25 protein-coding genes are annotated in these 23,868 nt (G+C 47.1%); 16 read left to right on the top strand and 9 right to left on the bottom strand.

Features of this window, described 5'->3' with window-relative positions:
* Positions 1-28: 28 nt before the first annotated feature.
* Complete coding sequence (locus tag CHH53_RS15045; RefSeq protein ID WP_095216957.1) at positions 29-523, bottom strand: glutathione peroxidase; 495 nt, start codon at positions 521-523, stop codon at positions 29-31.
* A 104-nt stretch (positions 524-627) separates the two neighbouring features.
* On the opposite strand from CHH53_RS15045, the gene CHH53_RS15040 reads away from it, so the two are divergent.
* On the top strand, positions 628-1,008 hold the full coding sequence (locus tag CHH53_RS15040; RefSeq protein WP_095216951.1) for a VOC family protein: 381 nt from the start codon (positions 628-630) through the stop codon (positions 1,006-1,008).
* A 103-nt stretch (positions 1,009-1,111) separates the two neighbouring features.
* Here the strand turns inward: CHH53_RS15040 and trhO are convergent, their stop codons facing one another.
* Positions 1,112-2,071, bottom strand: coding sequence for an oxygen-dependent tRNA uridine(34) hydroxylase TrhO (gene trhO / locus CHH53_RS15035; RefSeq protein WP_095216950.1), 960 nt, complete (start codon positions 2,069-2,071; stop codon positions 1,112-1,114).
* Positions 2,072-2,184: 113 nt separating this feature from the next.
* Positions 2,185-3,153, bottom strand: coding sequence for a magnesium/cobalt transporter CorA (gene corA, locus CHH53_RS15030; RefSeq protein WP_095216949.1), 969 nt, complete (start codon positions 3,151-3,153; stop codon positions 2,185-2,187).
* Positions 3,154-3,602: 449 nt separating this feature from the next.
* Here corA and CHH53_RS15025 point away from each other — a divergent pair, with 449 nt between their 5' ends.
* The 4 genes from CHH53_RS15025 (at position 3,603) to CHH53_RS15010 (ending at position 5,687) form a co-directional block, all read left to right on the top strand.
* Entirely contained in the window at positions 3,603-3,800 is a 198-nt protein-coding gene (locus CHH53_RS15025) for a cold shock domain-containing protein (protein WP_077305238.1), read from the top strand.
* Positions 3,801-3,879: 79 nt separating this feature from the next.
* Entirely contained in the window at positions 3,880-4,185 is a 306-nt protein-coding gene (locus CHH53_RS15020) for a hypothetical protein (RefSeq protein ID WP_095216948.1), read from the top strand.
* On the top strand, positions 4,186-4,761 hold the full coding sequence (locus tag CHH53_RS15015; protein ID WP_095216947.1) for a xanthine phosphoribosyltransferase: 576 nt from the start codon (positions 4,186-4,188) through the stop codon (positions 4,759-4,761).
* Positions 4,762-4,784: 23 nt separating this feature from the next.
* On the top strand, positions 4,785-5,687 hold the full coding sequence (locus CHH53_RS15010) for an AEC family transporter (RefSeq protein WP_095216946.1): 903 nt from the start codon (positions 4,785-4,787) through the stop codon (positions 5,685-5,687).
* Between the two features lie 26 nt (positions 5,688-5,713).
* Here CHH53_RS15010 and CHH53_RS15005 read toward each other — a convergent pair whose 3' ends face one another.
* Complete coding sequence (locus CHH53_RS15005) at positions 5,714-6,592, bottom strand: NAD(P)-dependent oxidoreductase (protein ID WP_095216945.1); 879 nt, start codon at positions 6,590-6,592, stop codon at positions 5,714-5,716.
* Positions 6,593-7,077: 485 nt separating this feature from the next.
* On the opposite strand from CHH53_RS15005, the gene CHH53_RS15000 reads away from it, so the two are divergent.
* Positions 7,078-9,294: a ribonucleoside-diphosphate reductase subunit alpha gene (locus CHH53_RS15000; protein WP_095216944.1), complete on the top strand. Its 2,217-nt coding sequence runs from the start codon at positions 7,078-7,080 to the stop codon at positions 9,292-9,294.
* 19 nt (positions 9,295-9,313) lie between these two features.
* Here CHH53_RS15000 and CHH53_RS14995 read toward each other — a convergent pair whose 3' ends face one another.
* Complete coding sequence (locus CHH53_RS14995; protein WP_158221578.1) at positions 9,314-9,979, bottom strand: Type 1 glutamine amidotransferase-like domain-containing protein; 666 nt, start codon at positions 9,977-9,979, stop codon at positions 9,314-9,316.
* Between the two features lie 106 nt (positions 9,980-10,085).
* Here CHH53_RS14995 and CHH53_RS14990 point away from each other — a divergent pair, with 106 nt between their 5' ends.
* Together CHH53_RS14990 and CHH53_RS14985 are read left to right on the top strand one after the other, a co-directional pair.
* Positions 10,086-10,799 carry a TraR/DksA C4-type zinc finger protein gene (locus tag CHH53_RS14990; protein ID WP_095216942.1) on the top strand — a complete coding sequence of 238 codons (714 nt, stop codon included), beginning with the start codon at positions 10,086-10,088 and terminating at the stop codon, positions 10,797-10,799.
* A 114-nt stretch (positions 10,800-10,913) separates the two neighbouring features.
* Positions 10,914-11,582 carry a class I SAM-dependent methyltransferase gene (locus CHH53_RS14985; RefSeq protein ID WP_095216941.1) on the top strand — a complete coding sequence of 223 codons (669 nt, stop codon included), beginning with the start codon at positions 10,914-10,916 and terminating at the stop codon, positions 11,580-11,582.
* Here CHH53_RS14985 and CHH53_RS14980 read toward each other — a convergent pair.
* The 3 genes from CHH53_RS14980 to CHH53_RS14970 all read right to left on the bottom strand — a co-directional run bounded on the left by CHH53_RS14980 (position 11,548) and on the right by CHH53_RS14970 (position 15,170).
* Positions 11,548-13,098 carry a glycosyltransferase gene (locus CHH53_RS14980; protein WP_095216940.1) on the bottom strand — a complete coding sequence of 517 codons (1,551 nt, stop codon included), beginning with the start codon at positions 13,096-13,098 and terminating at the stop codon, positions 11,548-11,550. The two genes, CHH53_RS14985 and CHH53_RS14980, sit on opposite strands and share 35 nt — an antisense overlap.
* Positions 13,099-13,161: 63 nt before the next feature.
* On the bottom strand, positions 13,162-13,602 hold the full coding sequence (locus CHH53_RS14975; protein WP_158221577.1) for an NUDIX hydrolase: 441 nt from the start codon (positions 13,600-13,602) through the stop codon (positions 13,162-13,164).
* Positions 13,603-13,781: 179 nt separating this feature from the next.
* On the bottom strand, positions 13,782-15,170 hold the full coding sequence (locus tag CHH53_RS14970; RefSeq protein ID WP_233135140.1) for a S1C family serine protease: 1,389 nt from the start codon (positions 15,168-15,170) through the stop codon (positions 13,782-13,784).
* A 179-nt stretch (positions 15,171-15,349) separates the two neighbouring features.
* Here CHH53_RS14970 and CHH53_RS14965 point away from each other — a divergent pair, with 179 nt between their 5' ends.
* The 4 genes from CHH53_RS14965 to CHH53_RS14950 all read left to right on the top strand — a co-directional run bounded on the left by CHH53_RS14965 (position 15,350) and on the right by CHH53_RS14950 (position 19,692).
* Complete coding sequence (locus CHH53_RS14965) at positions 15,350-16,042, top strand: response regulator transcription factor (protein WP_095216938.1); 693 nt, start codon at positions 15,350-15,352, stop codon at positions 16,040-16,042.
* On the top strand, positions 16,039-17,355 hold the full coding sequence (locus CHH53_RS14960) for a sensor histidine kinase (protein WP_095216937.1): 1,317 nt from the start codon (positions 16,039-16,041) through the stop codon (positions 17,353-17,355). The genes CHH53_RS14965 and CHH53_RS14960 overlap by 4 nt, the downstream gene beginning before the upstream one ends.
* A gap of 100 nt (positions 17,356-17,455) precedes the next feature.
* Positions 17,456-19,282 (top strand): translational GTPase TypA, encoded by a 1,827-nt coding sequence (typA, locus tag CHH53_RS14955; RefSeq protein WP_095216936.1) that lies wholly within the window; start codon positions 17,456-17,458, stop codon positions 19,280-19,282.
* A gap of 107 nt (positions 19,283-19,389) precedes the next feature.
* Positions 19,390-19,692, top strand: a complete 303-nt coding sequence (locus tag CHH53_RS14950; protein ID WP_095216955.1) for a YkvA family protein — start codon at positions 19,390-19,392, stop codon at positions 19,690-19,692.
* A gap of 238 nt (positions 19,693-19,930) precedes the next feature.
* On the opposite strand, the gene CHH53_RS17510 is transcribed toward CHH53_RS14950, so the two are convergent.
* Positions 19,931-20,068 carry a hypothetical protein gene (locus CHH53_RS17510; protein ID WP_198946061.1) on the bottom strand — a complete coding sequence of 46 codons (138 nt, stop codon included), beginning with the start codon at positions 20,066-20,068 and terminating at the stop codon, positions 19,931-19,933.
* 109 nt (positions 20,069-20,177) lie between these two features.
* On the opposite strand from CHH53_RS17510, the gene CHH53_RS14945 reads away from it, so the two are divergent.
* From CHH53_RS14945 to CHH53_RS14930, 4 genes are all read left to right on the top strand, one after another.
* Entirely contained in the window at positions 20,178-20,381 is a 204-nt protein-coding gene (locus CHH53_RS14945) for a hypothetical protein (protein WP_095216935.1), read from the top strand.
* Positions 20,382-20,435: 54 nt separating this feature from the next.
* Positions 20,436-22,118, top strand: a complete 1,683-nt coding sequence (argS, locus tag CHH53_RS14940) for an arginine--tRNA ligase (protein ID WP_095216934.1) — start codon at positions 20,436-20,438, stop codon at positions 22,116-22,118.
* Between the two features lie 175 nt (positions 22,119-22,293).
* Positions 22,294-23,436, top strand: coding sequence for a CapA family protein (locus tag CHH53_RS14935; RefSeq protein WP_095216933.1), 1,143 nt, complete (start codon positions 22,294-22,296; stop codon positions 23,434-23,436).
* Between the two features lie 64 nt (positions 23,437-23,500).
* A complete protein-coding gene (locus CHH53_RS14930) occupies positions 23,501-23,821 on the top strand; it encodes a thioredoxin family protein (protein WP_095216932.1) in 321 nt (106 codons plus the stop codon).
* The last annotated feature ends 47 nt before the right edge of the window (positions 23,822-23,868 follow it).

The raw sequence follows: 23,868 nt of genomic DNA, 5'->3' as shown, positions 1-23,868 counted from the left end.
GTTCATAACCTAAACATGACCAGGTATGTCATCTGCTCATTTGTGCTTGGTCGAGCAGTTTCTCGATGGCTGGTTTCATATCCATCGGACTGGTCTTGGGAGCAAAGCGCTCGACGACATTTCCTTCCGCATCGACGAGGAACTTTGTGAAATTCCATTTGATGCTTTTGGAAAATAGTCCGCCTGCCTGACTGGTCAGGTGCTTATAAAGCGGGTGGGCCTCAGGGCCGTTCACCTTCACTTTTTCAAACATCGGGAAGCTGACGCCGTAATTGCGCTGGCAAACAGCTGCGATTTCTTCACTGCTGCCGGGTTCCTGATTCATGAATTGATTACTCGGAAAGCCGAGGATGACCAGGCCCTTTTCTTGATAATCTTTATATAACTCCTGAAGCTGTTCCAATTGGGGTGCAAAACCGCATTTACTTGCTGTATTCACAATGACGAGCACCTTGCCTGCATAATCGCTGAGACTGACTTGTTTTCCCTCTAAGGTAACTGCTGAATAATCGTATACTGTCATATCGGCTTCCTCCTCTGCTTGCATCTCCAATGTAGCATAAACCGTAAATAAGCGATAACAATCCAAATTTTCAATGGTAGAATATAGGGAAAGGGGGTTATCCAATGGAATTTTTCCTGAAACAGCTGGATCATGTGCAGCTTGCCTGTCCTCGCGGCAGTGAAGACCAAGCAAGGCAGTTCTTTGTGGATGTCCTTGATTTTGAGGAAATTGAAAAGCCTGCCACATTGCAGGCAAGAGGCGGTGTTTGGTTCAGCTGCAACGCAATTACTGTTCACATGGGTGTGGAAGAACCTTTTTCCCCTGCACGAAAAGCCCATCCGGCTTTTGAGGTCGAAGGACTCGCATCGCTACGGCGTCACTTGAGTGACCATAGCGTGGACTTTATCGATGATGAGGATTTGCCCGGTGCAGATCGAATCTATGTGGACGATCCCTTTGGCAACCGCCTCGAATTCCTGGAATGGAAAAAGCCGCACAGTTGATGCTGTGCGGCTTTTTCCTAATAAAGCGAATGTTTGTTTTCAGCTGACTTCCACAACAATGAAAAAGGATGTAAAGCCTGTGCTGGCTTTACATCCTTATCCATCAGTTTGCTACTTTTTCGTCCTCAAGTTTTGCAAGGCGTTCTTCCACTTCTTCCGGAGTCAAGCCGTGTTCTGCCACGTACATGTTACGCGGGGAACGGCGGCAGCTGTCGGAGCAGCCGCGAAGATACTTATGCTCGTTTTCTTCCGAGCAAAGGAACTGGCGGTTGCAGGAAGGATCTGCACAATTCACATAACGTTCACAAGGTTTGCCGTCGAAGTAATCCTTACCTACGACAACATGCTCTGTTTGGTTGACCGGTACGGAAATGCGGGAATCGAATACATACATTCTGCCGTCCCAGAGTTTACCTTGTACTTCGGGATCTTTTCCGTAAGTGGCAATACCGCCATGCAGTTGGGCAACATCCTCAAAGCCCTCGCGTACGAGCCAGCCGGAGAATTTCTCGCAGCGGATACCGCCTGTGCAATATGTCAATACGCGTTTGCCTTCCAATTTGTCTTTGTTTTCGCGGACCCAGTTCGGCAGGTCGCGGAATGTCTCGATGTCAGGACGGATCGCGCCGCGGAAGTGGCCAAGATCGTATTCATAATCATTACGGGCATCAAGGACAACGGTGTTCTCGTCCTGCATCGCTTCATAAAATTCCTTCGGAGACAGGTATTCACCTGTGACCTCGCGAGGGTCTATATCATCTTCAAGACGCAGCGTCACCAATTCAGGGCGGTGGCGTACATGCATTTTCTTGAAAGCATGTCCATCTGCCTCATCGATTTTAAAGATCATATCTTCAAAACCTGGTTTCGCATGCATCATGTCCATATAAGCCTGTGTCTGTTCGACTGTGCCGGAGCAAGTGCCATTGATACCTTCTTTGGCAACAAGGATACGGCCTTTCAGTCCGAGCTCCTTGCATTTCTCCAAATGTTCTTTAGCGAAAGCTTCCGGATCTTCAATATCTACATAGTTGTAATACAATAATACTCGATAGTCGCTCATCTTTTTTTCCACCTGTCATTTATATTTGCAAGATACAAATTTAGGGGATGTCGTTATTCATACTCTTGCAATCAAATATTTTAACACGTATGGAATTCCAGTACAAATGGAAATTAAAACAATTTGTTTTTGAAATAATACCACATGCCAAAAGTGATCAGTACAAGAAGGACGGTGACCCCTGCTGTTGTCCAAGGGCTGTCTTGGAATGGTATAGGGAGATTCATCCCGAAAAATCCGGTCACGAATGTGAGCGGTAGCATGACGGTGGAAATGATCGTCAGGAAGTTCAGTTTTTCCGTCGACTTGGCGCTGATGATGGAATAATACGTATCCAATGCACTATTCACCAAATCACGGAAAGTCTCGGTGGAGTCGACGATACGTTCCAGGTGATCGATCAAGTCCGTATAGAAGGGCACATTCTCTTCCTGGATATCGAATTTCCATTTGCCGTTCACATTCAGGAAAATACGCCGCTGCGGGAGAATCACCCGCCTGATCAGAATGATCGTCCGTTTCAAGGCAAGGAACTCTTCGGTTACCTCTTTGACTCCTTCACTGTACATCTCATCTTCAAGCTCTTCGATCCGGATGCCGATCCGATCCAGGACAGGGAAGTATTCATCCGTGATGCCATCCGCGAGTGCATATAGCAGGAAGTCGGCCCCTTGATTCATGAAGCGGGAGGAGCGGGAGCAGATGGCATCCATCTGGCCGAGCCAGCGCAGCTTATGCTTGTGGATGGTAACGACATAATTGGGTCCTAAAAAGACATTCAGCTCAAGCGTCGTGATTTCGTTGTCACTTTCCTCGTTGTAACGCAGGGCATGGAAGACGAAAAATTTGTATGCATCATAATCATCAACCTTTGCGCGCGGGCTGTCATGCAGGCAGTCCTCGATTGCCAGCGGGTGGAAATCGAATATCCCCGCCAGCTCATGCAATTCATGGGATTTCACATCATAGGCATCAATCCATAGCAGATTATCGGGATCCTCCAAATGCCTATTGCTGTCCTGCAATGAAATATTCGTATGCATCGAGTCTGTTTTATGATCATAAAGATACGTCTTAATCATGCTGCCACCCCTTTCATTACGTTTATTCTTTCACAAAAGCTATAGTCACTATAAAAAAAGGGGTAAGGACTGTCAACTGGAATATTCCTTCTAGAAATCGGGTATGGAAAAGAAAACCGATGGAGAAAATGGAAGGGAAATCACATGTTTTCCGAAAAATAACTTGTAATAAATGCCAATGGTCACAGGTCTAATTACGTCTTTATGAAAGCGGATTCCGCTTACAAAGCCAATGATGTAAGCGTTTTTATAGGGCGTAGGTCTCATTCTGAATTTAATTTGGAGAAAAAGTTAGAATTGACTTGCATTCTTATTGAAAAAAGGGTACTCTTAAAGAGCAAAAGGAAACGGTTGAATAATCTTTACGATCTCTTTCACAATAAGTGGTGTAAAGGTATAACGATTCAATACCTGTACTTTTGTACTTCTATTGTAAGGAGGTCATTTAAATGACTGGAAAAGTAAAATGGTTTAACGCAGACAAAGGTTTTGGTTTCATCGAAAGAGAAGACGGTGACGACGTATTCGTACACTTCTCTGCTATCCAAGCTGACGGCTTCAAAACTCTTGACGAAGGTCAAGAAGTTGAATTCGAAATCGTTGAAGGCAACCGCGGCCCACAAGCTGCTAACGTAACTCGTCTGTAATATATCATACGACGACAGAGGCGCATTCTGGATTTTTCCAGGATGCGTCTTTTATCATTTTCAGGAGGTGTGACTGCTGATGAGCCAAGAGGAGCTGTCCAAAAAGATCATCGAAAAGTACCAGGAAGATGAGCGGATGATGATACGGATATTTACCCAGTGGTGCGCGAATCAAGGTTTGGATGCTGTTTCCTTGTACGGACAAGCCTATCCGGATCAAGGGAAAAATGAAGCATTGCTGGAGGCTTTGGATGAAGTTCTGCCCAAGGAGGAGGCATCCGATATTTCGGATGATATGGTTGTGGAAGTGCTGCAATTTTTCGGTAATGATGATTTGGCTTTCGTTGTCGCTTCGGCTGCAGAAGAAAGGAAGGGGAAACGATAGATGGAACTGCTCGAAAAAGCAATTCTGGAAAGAGGCACCATCATTGGGGACACAATCGTTAAAGTGGATAGCTTTTTGAATCATGAAATGGATACGTCCCTCCTTTATGAAATAGGGAAGGAGTTCCAGCGGAATTTCAGGCACAAACCAGTGACAAAGATTGTAACAATCGAATCAGGCGGTATTGCACCGGCGCTGATGACTGGTTTGGCCTTCAACGTCCCGGTTGTTTATGCGAAAAAGCAGAAATCGCTGACGATGAAGGGTGATGTGTACTGTGAATCCGTCTATTCGTTCACGAAGCAAGTCTACTCGGATGTGACGATTTCAAAAGATAGATTATCATCAGAGGATCATGTGCTCATCATCGATGATTTTCTTGCGAATGGGGAAGCTGCAGCTGGATTGATCAGTATTTTAGAACAAGCTGGTGCTGAAGTAGCAGGTATCGGGATCGTAATCGAGAAAAGCTTCCAGAATGGACGGAAGCGTTTGGAGGAGTTGGGAATCGATGTCGTGTCCCTTGCCCGGATTGCTCGGATCGGAGAAGGGAAGATAGAGTTTCTGAAATCATAAATAATGTGATAGGATGATAGTCTTTGGCTTACATATTGACACTTTTGCCGATTTTCGGCATTTTCCTTCTTGGTTTCATTGGACAAAAACTGTTGAAATTCGACATCAGAAGCATTTCGAAGATGTCGGTTTATCTGCTGTCGCCGGTATTGGCTTTTCAAACTTTTTATGAGAATCGCATGAGTGTGGATTATATCTACCTTGCCATTTTCGTAGTCGGGATCTGTCTTGCGCTTTTATTGATTTGTTATATCATCAGTTTGCTGCGTGGATACGATCGACAGGATACATACAGCCTTATGCTTGGGGCTTCTTTCATGAACAATGGAAATTACGGAACACCGCTCGTGCTGTTCGTTTTCGGGGCGGCGGGCTTTGATTATGCGGTCATCCTGCTTGTATTGCAGCAGCTCGTCATGGTTACAATCGGCGTATTCGTTGCTGCCAAGGGAGGCGGCGCCGTATTATCGCTCCGCGGCACCCTCTTGTCCGTCTTGAAAATACCGATCATTTATGGGGCTCTGCTCGGTATTTTGTTTCAAGTCTCATCCATACCGCTCAGCGGACCGGTCACCGAAGCCATCCATCTCGTAGCTGATGCAGCAATCCCTACCGTCATGATCGTGCTTGGTATGCAGCTGGCCAATATTTCATTGAAATCCTTTGAATATGAGCGCCTTACTTATGCGCTCGTGCTGAAACTGCTCATCTCTCCTGCGATTGCTTATCTTTTCACCTTATTCCTCCCTGTGGATGACATGGTGAAACAGATCATGATTTTGGTAGCCGCAATGCCAACTGCTGCAAATACGACGCTTTATGCGCTTGAATTCGGTGCCAAGCCTGCTTATGTATCAAGTGCGACCATGATCAGCACACTTCTCAGTCTCATCACCTTGCCGCTTTTGCTGTATATACTTGTATAAAGAGGCCAGTTTCCTGGCCTCTTTGCTTATGCTTTCTTCGTGAATAGCTTGATCAAAGCTTGTGTGCCGAGGTCTTCGTCGCCGTTTGCTGCCAGGCGTTCATACAAGGAAAGGCTCAATTCCAATCCTGGGGTCATCAAGCCCATTTCCCGGGCGGCTTCCAAGGCAAGCTTCATGTCCTTGATAAAGTGCTTTACATAGAAGCCTGGATCATAATCCCCCCTGATCATCCGGGGAGCAAGATTGCTCAGGCTGAAACTGCCGGCAGCGCCCGTCGTAATCGATTGAAGCACCTTTGATGGATCCATGCCAGCGTATTCTGCATAGGCAATAGCTTCACAAACACCGACCATATTGCTAGCGATCGTCACCTGGTTGATCAGCTTCGTATGCTGTCCGGAGCCGGCGGGACCTTGGAGGATGATATTTTCCCCCATTGCTTCGAAAAGCGGCAGTGCGGCTTGGAATGCATCTTCGTCGCCGCCGACCATGATGGCGAGTTTCCCGTTTTTGGCGCCGACATCTCCGCCTGAAACGGGAGCATCCAAAGCAAAGAGCCCTTTATCTTTTGCTGCAGCATGAATTTCCTCCGCAAGGGCCGGTTTGGAAGTCGTCATATCGATCACGTATGTACCGGGCTTGGCGTGCTGGAGAATCCCGTTTTCGCCAAAGTAAACTTCCTGCACATCACTGGGATAGCCGACCATTGTGATGATGGCATCCACACTTGCAGCTAGACTTGCAGGTGTATCGTGCCAAACGGCTCCTGCATCGATCAATTCTTCTGCTTTTGCCTTCGTCCTTGTGTAGACTGCCAGCTCAAAACCAGCCTGCATCAAATTGCGGCTCATGCTTTTCCCCATGACGCCTGTACCGATGAATCCGACCTTTTTGATTGTCCCCATATTATCCCTCCTTCGATTCTGTTTTCATCGTACCGCTTAGCAGCTGGAATGTCGAGTGATGGAGATATTTTGGGTGAAAATCACAAACAATTTTTCGACAGCGAAAAACCTCGAAAGATGGCAGTTTTTATTCTAAGATAGATTGTGAAATATGACTGCGGCAGAAAGTAGCGATTGAAAGAGTGAGGGATGTATGGTAAAGTCATTTATACAACATCTTGTTAGTTCAGACATGAATTACTACTATATATAGTTTCGAAGGCGAGCAAGCCGGGTATCGACAGGTGGATGGGGAAATCGCTTCATCAGCCTGATAGACAGTGTTCTGTGACACTTTTTATTTGTCGATTCTGATCTATGCTACTACTGTATCTAGTAGGGCGGGCAGAAGAGACAGCTTCCTGGTAGTTGCTCACTTTGTGCGTTTAGGGGAAAAAGAAGTACTTACTATTACACCTGTATTTTTTGGAGGAGGAAGTTTCAACATGTTAGATACGACACAGACAGTCAATTGGAAAGAGCATGTGGCATCCGTGCTCGAATCACGCTTTGCGCCGGCTGATGCCAAGCATTTGGTGCAATATGGCGAGCGCCTGATGGAACAAAAGGCGTGGTCATCGGAAAAGGAATGGTTGAACCAGCTGATCTTGGAAGGCTTGGCACAGCTGGATGAAGAAGAGCCGCAATGGACATATATCGCAGCCAGCCTATACCTGGAACAGCTTTATTTCCAAGCGTCACAAAACAGAGGATATAATTTCGAAGATAAGTATGGATCCTTCTACAGCTTGATTCAGCAATTGACTGAAATCGGTATCTACAACAAATTCCTTCTCGACACATACAGTGAAGAGGAAATCAACTACTACAACAGCTTGATCGATCATAAAAAAGATGGTTTGTTCACCTATATCGGCTTGCGTACACTTGCAGATCGTTATTTGGCGACTGATCACAAAGGCGGTACATACGAGCTGCCGCAGGAAAGATTCATGATCATCGCCATGACCATCATGAGCAAGGAGCCTGAGGAATCCCGGAAAGAGCTTGTTGCAGAAGCTTACTGGGCATTGAGCAACCTTTATATGACGGTTGCCACGCCAACTCTGTCCAATTCAGGCAAGAGCTACGGTCAGCTTTCCAGCTGCTTCATCGATACAGTCGATGACAGTCTGCAGGGTATCTTCGACAGCAACACAGATATTGCCAACTTATCCAAGAACGGCGGCGGTATCGGGGTCTATCTAGGTAAGATCCGCAGCCGGGGCAGTGCCATCAAAGGCTTTGAAGGTGCTTCTTCTGGTGTGCTTCCGTGGATGAAACAGCTGAACAATACGGCGGTCAGCGTCGATCAGCTTGGTCAGCGCAAAGGTGCTATTGCCACGTATCTTGATATTTGGCATAAGGATATCTTCCCATTCCTTGATGCGAAACTGAATAATGGTGATGAACGTCAGCGTACACACGATTTATTCACAGGTGTCTGCCTGCCTGATATCTTCATGGAACAAGTGCAAGCACGGGGTAATTGGTATCTGTTCGACCCGCATGAAGTCCGCCGCGTGATGGGCTTCTCCTTGGAAGATTTCTATGATGAAACAAGAGGCGAAGGATCTTTCCGTGAGAAGTACTGGGCGTGTGTGGAGAATCCGGACTTGCATAAAGAAGAGGTACCGGCAATCAATGTGATGAAGCGCATCCTGCGCAGCCAGCTGGAAACAGGTGGTCCATTCATGTTCTATCGTGATGAAGTCAACCGTCAAAATGCCAACAAGCATGCAGGCATGATTTATTCCAGCAACCTATGCACGGAAATCATGCAGAACCAGAGCCCGACGCTCATGACGGAACAGACAACAAAGGACGGCAAGATCATCATCACGAAAGAGCCGGGGGATTTCGTCGTATGCAACCTATCTTCCATCTCTTTGGCAAAAGCAGTTACAGAGGACGTGTTGGAGCGTTTGATTCCGATTCAAGTCCGCATGCTGGATAACGTCATCGATTTGAATACGATCCCTGTCCTGCAAGCGCAGCTCACGAATCAGAAATATCGTGCCATCGGACTCGGAACATTCGGCTGGCATCATTTGCTTGCTTTGAAACAGATCGATTGGGAAAGTGATGAGGCTGTTGCATATGCAGATGAGCTTTACGAGAAAATCGCTTACCTGACTATCAAATCCAGTATGGAAATCGCGAAAGAAAAAGGTGCATATCCTATTTTCGAAGGTTCTGAATGGGCAGACGGCAGCTACTTCGACAACAAAGGCTATACCACTGGTGATTCCGAGCTTGACTGGAAAGGCCTGAAGGAGCAAGTGAAGGAAAACGGCATGCGCAATGCTTATTTAATGGCAGTGGCGCCGAACTCTTCCACTGCACTGATTGCTGGAAGCACTGCGACTACAGATCCGATTTTCAGCAAGTTCTATTCCGAAGAGAAGAAGGATTATAAAATCCCTGTCACTGCACCTGATTTGAATGAGGATACGGACCGTTTCTATAAATCCGCTTATGAAATCGATCAGCAATGGAGCGTGAAGCAGAACGCAGCGCGCCAAAAGCATATCGACCAGGCAATTTCTTTCAATATGTATGTACCGAACTCCATCAAAGCAAAAGATTTGCTTGATTTGCATATGGCTGTTTGGGACTCCGGAATCAAGACATCTTACTATTTGCGTTCTACATCCAACTAATAGAAAAAAGGGACCCTATTCACAGGGTCCCTTTTTCTATGCATTTCACTTGTTCGTTCCCGAAGACTGCTGCAGGCAGCTCGTTCTCAAGATATAAACAGGCGTCCTCATCTATGCCATATCCGAGGGGGATATTATGCTGATTCAGACCGGCAAGGAGGTTCGGCTCATCCTGCCATTGGGAGAAGTGGACACTGATCAGCTGGTTTTGAAGGAGACCAAGACCAGGTCCGCTCCAAGCTTGCTGATGGTCTGTATCATGCGGGGAGAGTAAAACAGTTTCAGGCATGATCAAGGCTCCCGCGCTATTCCCTGCCAGCGGTATGCCGGCATGATATTTTTCTGTCAGCAGCTGCTTGAAGGGCTGCTTCGTATAGCGGGAATAGTATGTTTCGGAATGTCCGCCTCCTATGAAGACACCGGTGGCATTTTTTATTATATTCGCTGCCTTTTCGGTATCTAAATACCCCGTCTCATCGGGTACGATAACGGCAATATTATCCTCTCGGACGCCTTGGGCGGTCCAGTGGATTGTATAACGCGGCAGGAAAGCTTCCCAGCCTTCCCGATAGACGATCAATAGGGCAATATACGCTTTTGGACCGCCTGCTGCTTGGGCAAAGTGTACATTGGCTTCTTCCTGGGATGTGTTTCCTCCGAGCAGATACAATTTTCGGGTTTGCATAGGCTTCGCCTCCATTTTCCTGATTATACAATAAGTGCTGTCTTAATAGAGATGGGTTTTCTGTCGCATACTAAGTGGCAGCAGGAAATGAACAGGAGGAAAGTGCATGGTCAGACAACAAACATTGAATGCCTGTAAGGAAATGCTGGAAAATCGTATGCAGGAATTGAAGCAGGCGCTGAAGGACCATTTTGGCACCGAGATGTCCTATACGAAGGATGCCATGGGTGAGTTAAGCAACTATGATAACCATCCCGGTGATACAGCAACGGAATTATACGAGCGGGAGAAGGATATCGCCTTGAATGATCATTTGGAGCAAGAGCTGCAGGATATCAAAGCCGCACTCGGCCGAATAGAAGATGGAACCTATGGTATCTGTAAGATTTCAGGAAAGCCAATCCCGGAAGAACGGCTGCTGGCGATGCCGACGGCAGAAACGCTTGCGGAATATAAACCGCAGCGAATGACGCTGCATGACAGACCGGCAGAGGAAGCTGTCATTCATCCTCGGCTCGAGGACCTTGAAGGGAAAGATGATGAGGAAGATACAGAGCACACCTTTTATGACGGAGAGGATACCTTGCAGGATCTGCAAGCGTACGGCTCGTCGGAGACACCCTCCGATTTTGTGAATGCAGAAAAGGATTATGATTATATGGCAGTGAACTCAGATGAAGAGACAGGAGGAGCACAGGATATCGAGAATTTTCTCTTGGCAGATATGGACGGACATTATGATGGTGTGAATGAAGACCATGAAAAGTATGAGGATTATCTCGAGGATGCCGATGTCAAATCGATTCTCTATGATGAATGAATAAGCCGGGCTGAGATACCCGGTTCCGTTAAGTAAGGAGAAAGAAAGCATACATGCCCATCCCGCGGAATACGTTGTACTACACGTCACGTATTTTAAAAAAGGGGTTGAAGCATGTTGACAGAGGCATGGACTTCAAGATTTTTCAAGCATGATGATCAAGCGGCACGTGATTTCGTGCTGAAATTACCGGATGCTTGGTGGAGCCGCAGCTATGAATATGAATGGGCAGCTTCTTTTGTGGAAGCAGATGATATCGTATTGGATGCTGCTTCCGGAATCAGTCATCCATTCAAGTTTCATTTAGCGGCCTCAGCTAAAACAGTCTATGCATGTGATATAGATGGCAGGATAACAGATGATCAAGCGATCCTGAATGATGTGATCAATGATTTCGGTCCTGAGGAAGCTGCTCGCCTGCCAGAAGGACTGCTTCGGGCAATTCATCGCACCCAGGCAGATTTGACATCCTTGCCGTATGAAGATGCTTTTTTCGATAAGATTTTTTGTATCTCGGTAATGGAGCATCTGGACGTAAGTGTGCAAAAGCGCGCTTGGGAGCAATTCAGCCGCACGCTGAAGCCGGAGGGGCATGTTATTTTGACATTCGATTATCCAACCGTCGATATTGGCATCCTCGAAACATTGGCTGAACTTGCTGGATTTGAATATGCCGGTCCGGTCCATTCGGAAATGCCTGCAGGTGCATTGTTCGATGACCAATGGGGACGGCTGTATTGCTACCGGGCTATTTTTCGGAAGAAGAAACCTCCGTCCACTTGATCAGGTTTGGATGGGGATCAAGGATACTTTCATATTGCTCTTTCTGACCGTAGAGAGCTTGGGGATCCTGCTTGCGGTAACGCTCGTATTTCCGTATACGATCTTCCGTTCTGGCCCAGCCAAAATGCTTGATGCGTACGGTGCTGAGACTGTTGGGCAGCTGAAAGATATTCTCCGGGAAGCGCCCGCAATGCAGCGGGGTGTCCAGCCACTTGTAAGGAAATGCCGGCTGATGGCGCAGCAGGAAGGGGCGATAGAACAAATGGGCCTGCCAATACTGATCTTCCCGATAGTGTTCTTCATCCCAGAAATCATATAGACGGAAGGAATAAAGGTCGAGGCCAGCTTGGTTCAGCAGCTGGTCTTTTTCCGTAAGAAAGGTGTCATCCAGTACTTCATCAGCATCGAGATTAAGAATCCAATCAGGTTTGACAGCAATGGTTTCCTGCCACTGCTGTTTCCGAAGCTTCACTTCATTGCTGAATGTGGATGCAGGATTTTCAATCAATTTCAGCGGGACATCGTATTCCTCGCAAAGCTTGCGGCAAATGGTCTTCGTATCATCTGAGCTATGATCATCGATGATGACAGCTTGATCCACCGCTGGCAGGGAAGAACGCAGGGAATGTTCCAAAAATCGATCGGCTTCATTTTTGACGATCATGGATAAAGTGAGTGTATTACCGCTGGTTTTCGCGACCCGAACATTATAACCGGGCCATTCATTCTCCCATCGGAAGGCGGGGAGCTTCGCTAGATCGGCTTTTCGGTAAAGATGGAACGCTGGGTAATGTGTATCCACATACAAGGGGATGCCGAGTGCGGCAGCACGGATGCAGAAGTGGCGATCTTCCCCCCAAAAGGAGAGGTTCGGGATTTCCCCGAAGTGAACACCTTTTTCCAATGCTTCCCTGCTGATCAATGTACAAGCACCGAGGCCGCCGACTTCGTATAGTCCAGGCTGCTGCATCTGTTCAAGGAATTTTTGATGCCGGCCCATCCGTTCTTCCTCGGATAATGATTCTCCCCGGTGCTTCAGGAATTGATCATATTCATCCTTCAGCCATACTTGCGGCAATGCTTGCGTGCCAGGCTGCCACTCTGTCCAAAAAATACAGGAGATGATATCTTTCCGATTTGCCAGTAATTGCTTCAAGGTGGCTGGGTGCAGAACGATATCGGAATCGACGAAAAAGATATAATCCATTTTCTGCTCGATCGCATAGGAAATGAGCTTATTCTTCAGTGCAGCCACTTTCCAAATCAGGGCTTCCGTCCAGTAATGTGTATGCTCATCCTTATGGTATGTATCGGCTGTTTCGGATGGCAGGATGACAGCGCCATTTTTTGCGGCAAAATCATGAAGTAAAGAACTGGATTCGGGCTCGTCATTATCATCGATGAAACAATAGGAAATGGATATGTCCTTTGATTGCAGATTTTTGAGGGAATCTAAGTAGGCAGTTAATATGGCGGGATCTTGTTTGACGGTTGTACCGATCAATATGTTATACATGAACCATGCTCCTTTATGTAATCTGTTTATAGTGTATTTTCCCGGAGCATGTCATGTGCCTGTTCAGTCGATTTTAAATGTCTTTTTTCTTAACTGATGCAGGAATTGATCTTGTGAAGCTGCGAGCGGCGGAATGGCTTGGAGGTCCATCCACCTATATCGGAAAATCATTCCGTTGTCGGCGCCATTGCCAAAAACCTGATGTTCCCATGTGTCGGGAAGGGGCTTTTTTGTAGGAATCACGAAGAAATGGCGAAGCTGGAGTTCTTGCTTGTGCGGATGGCGAAATGGTGCACTGCCCAGCATTTCGGCCGCAGGAAGATCCTGCAATCCGGATTCTTCGAAAATCTCTCGATGCAAGGCATCCAGTAAATCCTCGCCAGGATCGACTGTACCGCCGGGAATTTGTCTTCCTGCTTCTGGTATATCCCGATGCGTGTGCACAAGCAGTTGCTGGATATCTTTATGGTTTCGGATGATATAAGCCAAAACTTTTTCAACCAAATCATTCCACCTCCTTATAGGATTATAAATAAAAAAGCGATCACCTGAAAATGATTCGGTGATCGCTTTTTTGGAAAGCTCGGGCGAGAGCATGTTCGGCCGCTAAAATGACATTTGGGGATATCATGTTTGGTTTCGTTAAGGGTGCGGCCTGCATCTATCTGATCAATAAGCAGAGCTTATTGTTGTTGTTGTTGTGTGGATTGTTCCGACTGTGCCGTTTGATCCTTGGCTAATGTCAGTTTTGTTGTTTCTTTCTTACCATCACGGTAATACGTGACGGTTACCTTATCACCGATTTTCTTATCGGAATAAAGATAAGAGCGCAAATCAACCATGCTGGTGATATCCTGATCATCGATTTTCGTAATGACATCGTATTGCTGCAAGCCTGCATCAGCTGCCGGTGAGTTCTCTACCACTTGGGCAAGTACGACACCCTGTGTCACACCTTCCGGCAGGTTCAAGGTTTGCTGTGCATTTACTTGCGGCACTTGATCGAGGCTGACTGCACCAATGCCGACATATGGGCGTTCCACTTTACCGGATTTCTCCAGTTGGTTGATGATTGGTTTGGCAGCATCGATCGGGATGGCAAAACCGATTCCTTCAACCTCTTCCTGCGCAATCTTCATGGAGTTGATACCGATGACTTCCCCGTTTGCATTGATGAGTGCACCGCCGCTGTTACCAGGGTTGATCGCTGCATCTGTCTGTAAAACCTCCGTTACCCAATCCTCTGTACCATCGTTATTTGAATCGACTGCTACGGAACGATCCAATCCGCTGATGATACCTTGTGTCACGGAACCTGCGAATTCAGCTCCCAATGGATTACCGATGGCAATGGCTTGCTGTCCGACTGTAAGGTCATCTGAAGTACCGAATGTAGCTACTGTATCTACGTTGGCTCCGTCGATCTCAAGTACAGCCAGGTCGCTTATCTGGTCTGTTCCAAGCAATGTCGCTTTTGCTTTTTCGCCATTGGCTAGCGTGACTTCCAGGCTGGTCGCTCCGTCGACAACGTGATTGTTCGTCACGATGTATGCCTTGCCATTCTCTTTCTTATAAATGACACCGGAACCGGAACCGGCTTCCTCTGATTCAGAGAACAAATCCGTTTGCTGCAGATTCTCGACTCCCACTACTGCTGCCGAGGCATCCTGGATGGCACTGGTCAGGTTTTGGGTACTTGTCTGAGTTGCCAATGTCTTGTTGCTTGATTCCGTCGTGGATGTATTATTTGTACCCATCGTCGATGGGCTGGCTGTATTGGAACCAAAGGAAATCACATTTGTGAAAACAAGGATGGCCACAATAGCAAGTACCAAGATACCGCCTGCGATACCGCTGACGAAGCCCGTCCATACTTTTCCTTTTTGCTTTGGCGGCTGCTGCTCTTTGATCGGTTCTTCCACTTGAATTGCTTGTCTGTATTTAGGTGGTGTTTCCTCTATCGACTCAGCATCCTTATGCTGATCGTCCATATAAGCCGGCTCTTGTTCGTTTGTATCGTGCTGCCATCCTTCTGGATGCTCATTGTATTGATTGTCATTTTCTCTATTCATGTAAGACACCTCTTTCGTGTTGTATATGCGTCGTTCTATACTACACATTCTACTGTCTGGTTTTGGCATCTTTTTGGAGCAATTATGTAAAATATGTGGAATGGGCAATTGACAGGAAAGTCTTTTCTTTTTGTGATTTTGTGGGAAAATAACCGTAGAGAGGAAAGGGGTACGACAAAATGACGCATCATATAATCGTTGTCGAAGACGATCAAAATATACGGAATATAGTAGAAGCCTATTTGAAAAAGGAAGGCTATCGGATCAGTGTAGCCGAAACAGCAGAGCTGGCACTTGAAATTGCCGATCAAGAAATACCGGATATGTGGATCATGGATATCATGCTGCCAGGTATGGATGGATACGCGCTTTGCAATAAAATCCGTCAGACAAGCGAAGTGCCGATCATCATCATCTCAGCAAAGGACGAAGAGATCGACCGAATCCTCGGTTTGGAGCTTGGAGGGGATGATTATTTGACCAAGCCCTTCAGCCCCAGGGAATTGGTCGCGCGTGTGAAACGGTTGTTCAAGAGATGGAACCCGCAAACGAATCAAGGGGCACAGCAAGTCAAACAAATGGATTTGCAGGCAGGTGACTTGCAGCTTCAATTAGGAGAACGCCGTGTCTACTGGCATGAAGCAGAAGTGGAAGTGACAGCGAAGGAATTCGAAATGCTTGTGATACTGGTCCAGAATCCGAACCGGGCTTTTTCGCGTGATGAATTGCTGACACAAGTATGGGGGGAAGACTATTTTGGCAGTGATCGTGCAGTGGATGATTTAGTGAAGCGATTGCGCAAGAAGATGGACGGTATCCCGATTGAAACAGTCTGGGGCTTCGGGTATCGGTTCAGGATGAACGAAGCATGAGACTGAAGACCCAGCTTAATATTGCATTTACAACTTTGCTGATTATTGTGATGGGATTCACAGCTATTACCCTGTATTCGCAAATCCGGGGACTGCTTGTTACAAATGAGACGAGACAGCTCGAGGAAAGCGGCCAAATTTTAATTACAGCGATTAGCGGTGTAGATACCATTCCTGCTGCTACGCTTGATTCCATGCTCAATAATTTGGATCTCAAAATGTTCATTTATGATGAAGAAACAGAGCAGGTGACCTATACCAACCTTGTTCGGATCGACGCAGAACGATTTGCAGCCAAATATGATACCGCCCCGACCAATAAGAATACAATCTGGCAGGAGAACCGCAATAGCTATGTGGTTAAATCGATCAGAACCAGCGAGAATCAAAATATGGTCATCCTCCGCCCGATTCGTGAATTGGAAGAGGTGCAGGAAAGCTTCTTTCAGCGTATATTCCTTGTGTTCCTGATCGGTGTCATGATAGCCATCTTAATCAGCACTTATCTGACACAGCGTCTGGTCAAGCCGCTCACGGAATTAAAATATCAGCTGAAGAAAATCGAACGGCGTGAATTCGATAATATAAAATCCGTGAAAGCCAGCGGTGAAATCAAAGAAGTGGAACAAAGTGCAATCGAGATGGCCAAGGAATTGAACCGCTATATCACATCCCAGCGGCAATTCTTCCAAAACGCCAGCCATGAATTGAAAACACCGCTCATGACGATCCAAGGATACGCGGAGGGAATCAAAGATGGTGTCTTCACAGGCAAGGATCAAGAACACGGACTCGAAGTCGTTGTATCCGAGATCAAGCGTTTGAAGCAGCTTATCAACGAAATGATCCTGCTGGCCAAGCTCGACAGTGAAGAAGGTATTTACAAAGAAGAGAAAATGGAGATCAAAGAGCTAGTCGATTTGACGATCGATCGTGCCTTGCCTCTTGCAAGCGACAAGGATATCCAGCTTACCTACAATAAACCTGCTGCAATCGTGATTAATGGGGATAAAGAGAAACTGCTTCGGGCAATGATGAATATAACGTCCAATGCAATCCGGCATGCCCATAGCAGGGTGCATATCTCGGTGCAGCCAAGCAGCTTCAAGCAAGTTGAGATCAAAATCAATGATGATGGTCCGGGTATCGACGATGACCTGCTGCCGAATATGTTCCAGCGCTTCGTCAAAGGTGAAGGCGGAGAAACCGGACTCGGCCTGGCGATCTCGCGTGCGATCGTGGAACGGCATAACGGTATCATCCGTGCAGGGAAATCCGATCTGGGCGGCGCAAGCTTTACGATAATATTATAATGTTAATGTTTACCTATCCTATTGTACCGGTTATGAACTGTGGTATAATTAACAGGTTGTAGTCGGTTAGGATTACATGAAGAAGAGGAGACATGTATACATGCAATTTAGAGAAGATATTCGCAATATCGCGATTATTGCCCACGTTGACCACGGAAAAACGACTTTGGTCGACCAGTTGCTGAAATATTCTGGTACCTTCCGTGATAATGAGCACGTGGATGAGCGCGCAATGGATTCCAATGACTTGGAAAAAGAGCGCGGAATCACAATCTTAGCGAAAAACACTGCGATTAATTATAACGATACACGCATTAACATATTGGATACACCAGGACACGCCGATTTCGGCGGTGAGGTGGAACGCGTACTGAAAATGGTAGACGGTGTTTTACTAGTCGTGGATGCTTATGAAGGTGCAATGCCCCAGACTCGTTTCGTATTGAAAAAAGCCTTGGAGCAAAAGCTTACTCCGGTTGTAGTCGTGAACAAAATCGACAAACCAAGCGCACGCCCCGAGCATGTCATCGACGAAGTGCTTGATTTGTTCATCGAATTGGGCGCAGATGATGACCAGCTTGAATTCCCTGTTGTCTACGCTTCTGCATTGAACGGTACTTCCGGCGAGGAGCCCGACGAGCAGGTAGAATCCATGGATGCCATCTTCAAAACGATCATGGATAACATTCCGGCACCGATCGACAACGCTGATGAAGGCTTGCAGTTCCAGGTCACCATCTTGGATTACAATGACTTCCTGGGCCGTATCGGTATCGGACGTATTTTCCGCGGCTCCGTCAAAGTCGGTGATCAGGTTGCCCTGATGAAGAAAGACGGATCCGTGAAGAACTTCCGCATTACGAAGCTATTCGGCTTCATCGGTTTGAAACGAATCGAGATCACAGAAGCCAAAGCTGGTGACATCGTTGCAGTTGCCGGTCTTGAGGACATCAACGTCGGAGAGACCGTCTGCTCCGTGGACCAGCAGGAGGCATTGCCGGTTCCGCGTATCGATGAACCGACATTGCAGATGACATTCCTGGTGAACAACAGTCCGTTCGCCGGTAAGGAAGGTAAGTACATCACTTCCCGTAAAATCGAGGAGCGTCTGCTTAACCAGCTTGAGACAGATGTCAGTCTCCGTGTGGAACCAACTGATTCCCCTGACGCTTGGACAGTATCCGGACGTGGAGAGCTTCACCTTTCCATCCTGATCGAGAACATGCGCCGCGAAGGCTATGAGCTTCAATTGTCCAAACCGCAGGTAATCCTCAAGGAAATCGACGGTAAAATGTGCGAACCGGTAGAACGCGTACAAGCGGATGTGCCGGAAGAATACACTGGGGCAGTCATGGAATCCTTGGGTTCCCGTAAAGGGGAAATGGTCGACATGATCAACCAAGGAAATGGTCAAGTGCGTCTTGAGTTCCGTGTACCTTCCCGTGGATTGATCGGATATTCCACTGAATTCATGTCCCAAACACGCGGATTCGGTATCTTGAACCATACATTCGATGGCTATGAGCCAGTCGTTTCCGGACAAGTGGGCGGAAGATCCAAAGGTGTGCTTGTCGCCCTTGAACAAGGTAAAGCATCAACCTACGGTATCATGAAATTGGAAGACCGCGGCGTCATCTTCGTACCGCCTGGCACGGATGTCTATGCCGGTATGATCGTTGGAGAGCATAGCCGTGACAACGATCTGACAGTCAATATCACTGTTGAGAAACATTTGACTAACGTCCGTTCTGCGACGAAGGACCAAACGTCCACTATTCGCAAGACGCGTGATTTGTCCCTTGAAGAGGCAATCGAGTACTTGAACGATGATGAGTATTGCGAGGTTACACCGGAGTCCATCCGTCTTCGTAAGAAAATCCTTAACAAGAACGAACGTGAAAAAGCAGCGAAAAAGAAAAAAGCATAATCGGAAGCCCGGCATCCTGATGCTGGGCTTTTGCTTTTATGTTGTGGAATGGAGTTTCATCCCTTAAAATGGGAATAGCTCCAGATGGGGCAGAAAGGAAGGATGATATGACCAGACTATGGAGCAGGCTCCGTTTTCTGTTCAATGTCCGCAAGTCGATTCCATTTCTGAAAGCTTTTTTCACAGCTAAAGAGGTGGCAGCAGCCAAGAAGGTAACCGCCATTGCATTGATTGTCCTGTACTTTGTCTTCCCGTTTGATTTGGTACCGGATTTCCTCATCGGAATTGGTATCGTCGATGATTTGGCAGTCGCAACACTCATCCTGCAGCTTATCATCAAGATGGCCCCGGCACATATCAAAGCGAAATATGCTATTGATCGAAACGATAATAAAGTGATAGATATATGAAAAAGCACCCAGGTGGGCGCTTTTTTTCGCTCGGGAAAGAAGAGGTCCTGGGATCGGGAGGTTTTACAGTTTACGAGCAATACGGATACAGTCGTTTCCTTTGCTTTTTTCATCGTGTACTGATTGCTATCATTCTTCTCTCCTCCTGTCTTGCCTGCTATAAATAACGACGGAAGCAAGAAGGAAAAGTATTCAAAAAAAATCCTGCTGTCTTTTTGGACAGCAGGTTTTCGATAACTTATCTGTTTTTCTTCTTACGGAAGCCGCCGGCTATATCCGCTTGTTTGAATTCTTTGCGGAATGCGACCTCACGAGCATCAGATAGACTGACACCATTCATCCGTACAGGCTGATAGTTGCCATATTGCTTAGCCATGCGATCATCCTCCTTTTTACGGGTTAACAAAAGTTTACCCTTGTGACACGGGTTCTAAACAAGGGTTGCATCTTTCGTTAAAAAAGCTATAATAAAAAACAATATACACATGCCGATAAGAAAGAGAGTACTGCAGCTGGAAACAAAAGCGAGTCCCGGACGGTGGAAGCGGGATGCGGAAGGCGGCAGGAACCGGACTTTCTTGGCTGCAGCCCTGAACGTACGTGAAGCAGTAGGGGCTGCCGGGAGCTATCATTCCCGTTATCCAATTGAGCAGGTCCGATCAGGACAATTAGAGTGGCACCGCGGGTAACCGTCTCTTCCAAGTGGAAGGGGCGGTTTTTTAATTTGAAGGAGGAAATGAAACATGTACAAAACAATTGCAGCAGCATTATTGGCCAAGTCCCTGCACCAATCGGCAGATGAAATCGAGAAACAAATGGAGAGACCGAAAAAGCTGCAGCATGGAGACTATGCCTTTCCATGCTTTGCTTTGGCGAAGGAAAAAAGGCAAGCACCGCACATCATTGCAGCCGGATTAGCTAAAGACTTATCGCATGATGTATTTTCTGCCATCACGGCAATGGGTGGCTATGTCAACTTCACACTCGATAAGAAGCTTGCCGCAAGCCGCGTGCTGCGTGATATTCATCAACAGCGTGAGCGTTACGGAAGTTCAGCTGTCGGGAAGGGGCAGGTCATAACAATCGATCTTTCCTCTCCTAATATTGCAAAGCCCTTCTCCATGGGGCATCTTCGCTCGACTGTCATCGGGAACAGCATCAGTCTATTGCTGGAAAAGCAAGGCTATGACGTTGTCAGGATCAATCATGTCGGTGACTGGGGCACACAATTCGGCAAGCTCATATGTGCTTATGAAAAATGGGGAGACGAAGAGAAGGTTCGTGGGAATACGATTCCGGAATTGCTGAAGCTGTATGTCCGCTTCCATGAAGAAGCAGCCGATGATGAGCAGCTGGAGCAGGAAGGAAGAGACTGGTTCCGGAAATTGGAGCAGGGTGACGTGTATGCAAATAAGCTTTGGCGCTGGTTCCGTGACGAATCGATGAAGGAATTCGGGCGTGTGTATCAAATGATGGGCGTACACTTTGACTCGGATGCAGGAGAAGCGTTTTATAATGACAAAATGGAACGTGTGGTCGCGGAATTGGAACAAAAGGAGCTGCTAAGTTGGTCGGAAGGCGCACAAGTGGTCCGCTTGGATGAACAGGAGCTTCCGCCCAGCCTGATCAAGAAGAAGGATGGTGCCACATTATATGCGACACGTGATCTGGCCGCAGCCATTTACCGTAAGGAAACCTATGGATTTTCCAAAAGTCTGTATGTTGTCGGTCATGAACAGAGCCTGCATTTTCAGCAGCTGAAGCTGGTACTCAAGAAGATGGGCTATGAGTGGGCGGATGGAATCAGCCATATCCCATTCGGCATGGTTTTGCAGGATGGCAAGAAGATGTCAACCAGGAAAGGGAAGCTGGTGCTGCTCGATAAGGTGCTGAAGCAGGCGATTCAGCTGGCTGCCGCAAATATAGCAGAGAAAAATCCTGATTTAGTCGATAAAGAGGAGATAGCAAGGCAGGTCGGGGTCGGGGCGGTGTTATTTCATGATTTGAAGCATGAACGCATCCGTGATATCGAGTTTTCCCTGGAGGATATGCTGCGCGTAGAAGGAGAGACAGGACCGTATGCGCAATATACGCATGCCCGGGCTTGTACGCTGCTTGCCAAAGCAGGTGATATCCGCTGCAATCCAGAAGTTTCTGCAGAAGCCGCCGCGGATGCCTGGCCGGTGCTCTCCCAGCTGATCCAGTTCCCGGAAGCAGTTGATGCCGCAGCTGCCCACTACGACCCTTCCCGTATTGCCAAATACGTGATCGATCTTGCGCAGGCATTCAACAGCTACTATGGAAAGGTGCGCATCTTGGAAGAAAATGATGACCTTGGTGCTCGCTTAGCCATCGTCGAAGCAGCAGCCGCGGTATTGGCAGAAGGGCTTCGCCTCCTCGGCATTGCAGCACCGAAACAGATGTAATCCACTAATAGGATCCTGCCCAGGAATCGGGATATCGGGAATCTGTATGTCGATCGGTGAAAGGCTGTGTTCTTTCCTGTTTGCCATCATTCGAGGTTTTTATGCAAAACGTACTATCATTGATACGAGCATCCGCTTATAATACGGATAAATAACAAAAAACAGGCGGTTACGCATGAAAATCAAAGCATTCTTTCCTGCATTTTCGGGTCTTCTTTTATTGGCAGCGTGCAGTGGCGGTGTTCCAGCACAGCAGCCGCAAGCGGTCCATACAGTTCAGCAAAAGACAATCGAGCTGGAACAAAAAGAACAGCCAGCCATTCCATCATCGATTTCGATAACAGCAATCGGTGATGTGCTCTTGCATAGTTCCATCTATACAGAGGCAAAAAAAGGGAGCGGCTATGATTTCGATCCGATGTTCCAGGATATCAAGCCATATCTTGGAGAATCGACACTTACCGTAGCGAATCAGGAGTCAATCATGGGCGGGGAAGCACTGGGGCTCTCCTCTTATCCGACCTTTAACAGTCCTGATGAAATAGGTGATACTTTAAAGGACGTCGGGGTGGACGTCGTCACGATGGCCAATAATCATACGCTTGATCAAGGAGCAGCTGGTGTGAAGCATGCAACAGCGCAGTATGAGAAGATTGGTATGGCATATACTGGAGCGTATGCAAACAAGGTAGATAGCGAAAAGCTAACAATAGAAAAAACGGCAGAGGGTATCTCTGCTGCCTTCCTTAGCTACACGTATGGTACCAATGGTATTCCTGTACCCAAAGGAGAAGATCATCTAGTCAATCTGATTGACAAGCAGCAGATAAAAGAAGATATCCAAAAAGCAAAACAGGAAGCGGATGCTGTCATCGTCAGCTTGCATTTTGGAACTGAATACGAGGATGATCCCAGCGATGAACAAAGAGAGCTGGCTCAATACGCTGCTGACCAAGGAGCGACAGCGGTATTGGGCTGTCATCCGCATGTGCTGCAGCCGGTTGATTGGCTGACTGGTAAAGACGGTAATAAGACGCTTGTCATCTATTCGCTTGGGAATTTTATTGCTGCACAGGATGGAATGGATCGGCGTATCGGCGGAGTCTTCCAATTTGATATCGAAAAGGATGGCAATGAAGTGACCGCAGGGTCCCCGAGAATGCTGCTGACGTACCTATCTTTCACGGATTGGCATCATTATCGTATTGAGCCGATGCATCAGCTGCCGGAGCTGAAGGGGATATATGAAGAAAAGAAAAAGCATATGGCGAGGCTTGCGCCGGACCTCACCTTTATAGAGGAAGATCCATCAAGCTAACTGCTTGATTCCCTTTCGTGTGTACCGTATCTTTAGAAGGAAAAGCAGAAGGGGGAGACAGATAATGGAACAAATCCATACAAAAGAAAAGTTCAACGAAATCATCATGAGTGAAGAGCCGGTGATCGTCAAGTTCTTCGCGGATTGGTGCCCGGATTGTACACGCATGAATATGTTTATCGATCAGGTGCTGGCTGAATACGGCAATTATAAGTGGTATGAGCTGAATAATGATGAAGTCCCAGATGTTGCAGCGGAACAAGAAGTAATGGGGATCCCAAGCATTCTCCTATTCCAGAATGGCGAGAAGCTGGCGCACTTGCATAGTGCAAATGCGAAATCCCCTGAAGAGGTCATCGCGTTCCTTCAACAGCAGCTTGGATAAGAAATAAGCTGAGAAGCTTCCCTGAATCAGCGGGGAAGCTTTTTTTA

The organism is Terribacillus sp. 7520-G (assembly GCF_002271665.1).
Classification (GTDB): domain Bacteria; phylum Bacillota; class Bacilli; order Bacillales; family Amphibacillaceae; genus Terribacillus.
The sequence above is the reverse complement of the archived record's forward strand: the minus strand, read 5'-3'. Positions and strand labels throughout refer to the sequence as shown.

Excerpts from the sequence above, each read along its gene's own strand:
- CHH53_RS14985 (WP_095216941.1), top strand. The coding sequence starts at position 10,914 with ATGTTGACAGAGGCATGGACTTCAAGATTTTTCAAGCATGATGATCAA.
- CHH53_RS14970 (WP_233135140.1), bottom strand. The coding sequence starts at position 15,170 with ATGAATAGAGAAAATGACAATCAATACAATGAGCATCCAGAAGGATGG.
- CHH53_RS17510 (WP_198946061.1), bottom strand. The coding sequence starts at position 20,068 with ATGGCTAAGCAATATGGCAACTATCAGCCTGTACGGATGAATGGTGTC.
- CHH53_RS15045 (WP_095216957.1), bottom strand. The coding sequence starts at position 523 with ATGACAGTATACGATTATTCAGCAGTTACCTTAGAGGGAAAACAAGTC.
- CHH53_RS15015 (WP_095216947.1), top strand. The coding sequence starts at position 4,186 with ATGGAACTGCTCGAAAAAGCAATTCTGGAAAGAGGCACCATCATTGGG.
- CHH53_RS14960 (WP_095216937.1), top strand. The coding sequence starts at position 16,039 with ATGAGACTGAAGACCCAGCTTAATATTGCATTTACAACTTTGCTGATT.
- CHH53_RS14930 (WP_095216932.1), top strand. The coding sequence starts at position 23,501 with ATGGAACAAATCCATACAAAAGAAAAGTTCAACGAAATCATCATGAGT.
- corA (WP_095216949.1), bottom strand. The coding sequence starts at position 3,153 with ATGATTAAGACGTATCTTTATGATCATAAAACAGACTCGATGCATACG.
- CHH53_RS14965 (WP_095216938.1), top strand. The coding sequence starts at position 15,350 with ATGACGCATCATATAATCGTTGTCGAAGACGATCAAAATATACGGAAT.
- CHH53_RS15040 (WP_095216951.1), top strand. The coding sequence starts at position 628 with ATGGAATTTTTCCTGAAACAGCTGGATCATGTGCAGCTTGCCTGTCCT.
- CHH53_RS15005 (WP_095216945.1), bottom strand. The coding sequence starts at position 6,592 with ATGGGGACAATCAAAAAGGTCGGATTCATCGGTACAGGCGTCATGGGG.
- trhO (WP_095216950.1), bottom strand. The coding sequence starts at position 2,071 with ATGAGCGACTATCGAGTATTATTGTATTACAACTATGTAGATATTGAA.
- CHH53_RS15020 (WP_095216948.1), top strand. The coding sequence starts at position 3,880 with ATGAGCCAAGAGGAGCTGTCCAAAAAGATCATCGAAAAGTACCAGGAA.
- CHH53_RS14990 (WP_095216942.1), top strand. The coding sequence starts at position 10,086 with ATGGTCAGACAACAAACATTGAATGCCTGTAAGGAAATGCTGGAAAAT.
- CHH53_RS15000 (WP_095216944.1), top strand. The coding sequence starts at position 7,078 with ATGTTAGATACGACACAGACAGTCAATTGGAAAGAGCATGTGGCATCC.
- typA (WP_095216936.1), top strand. The coding sequence starts at position 17,456 with ATGCAATTTAGAGAAGATATTCGCAATATCGCGATTATTGCCCACGTT.
- CHH53_RS14945 (WP_095216935.1), top strand. The coding sequence starts at position 20,178 with ATGCCGATAAGAAAGAGAGTACTGCAGCTGGAAACAAAAGCGAGTCCC.
- CHH53_RS14935 (WP_095216933.1), top strand. The coding sequence starts at position 22,294 with ATGAAAATCAAAGCATTCTTTCCTGCATTTTCGGGTCTTCTTTTATTG.
- CHH53_RS14995 (WP_158221578.1), bottom strand. The coding sequence starts at position 9,979 with ATGCAAACCCGAAAATTGTATCTGCTCGGAGGAAACACATCCCAGGAA.
- CHH53_RS14950 (WP_095216955.1), top strand. The coding sequence starts at position 19,390 with ATGACCAGACTATGGAGCAGGCTCCGTTTTCTGTTCAATGTCCGCAAG.
- CHH53_RS14980 (WP_095216940.1), bottom strand. The coding sequence starts at position 13,098 with ATGTATAACATATTGATCGGTACAACCGTCAAACAAGATCCCGCCATA.
- CHH53_RS15025 (WP_077305238.1), top strand. The coding sequence starts at position 3,603 with ATGACTGGAAAAGTAAAATGGTTTAACGCAGACAAAGGTTTTGGTTTC.
- argS (WP_095216934.1), top strand. The coding sequence starts at position 20,436 with ATGTACAAAACAATTGCAGCAGCATTATTGGCCAAGTCCCTGCACCAA.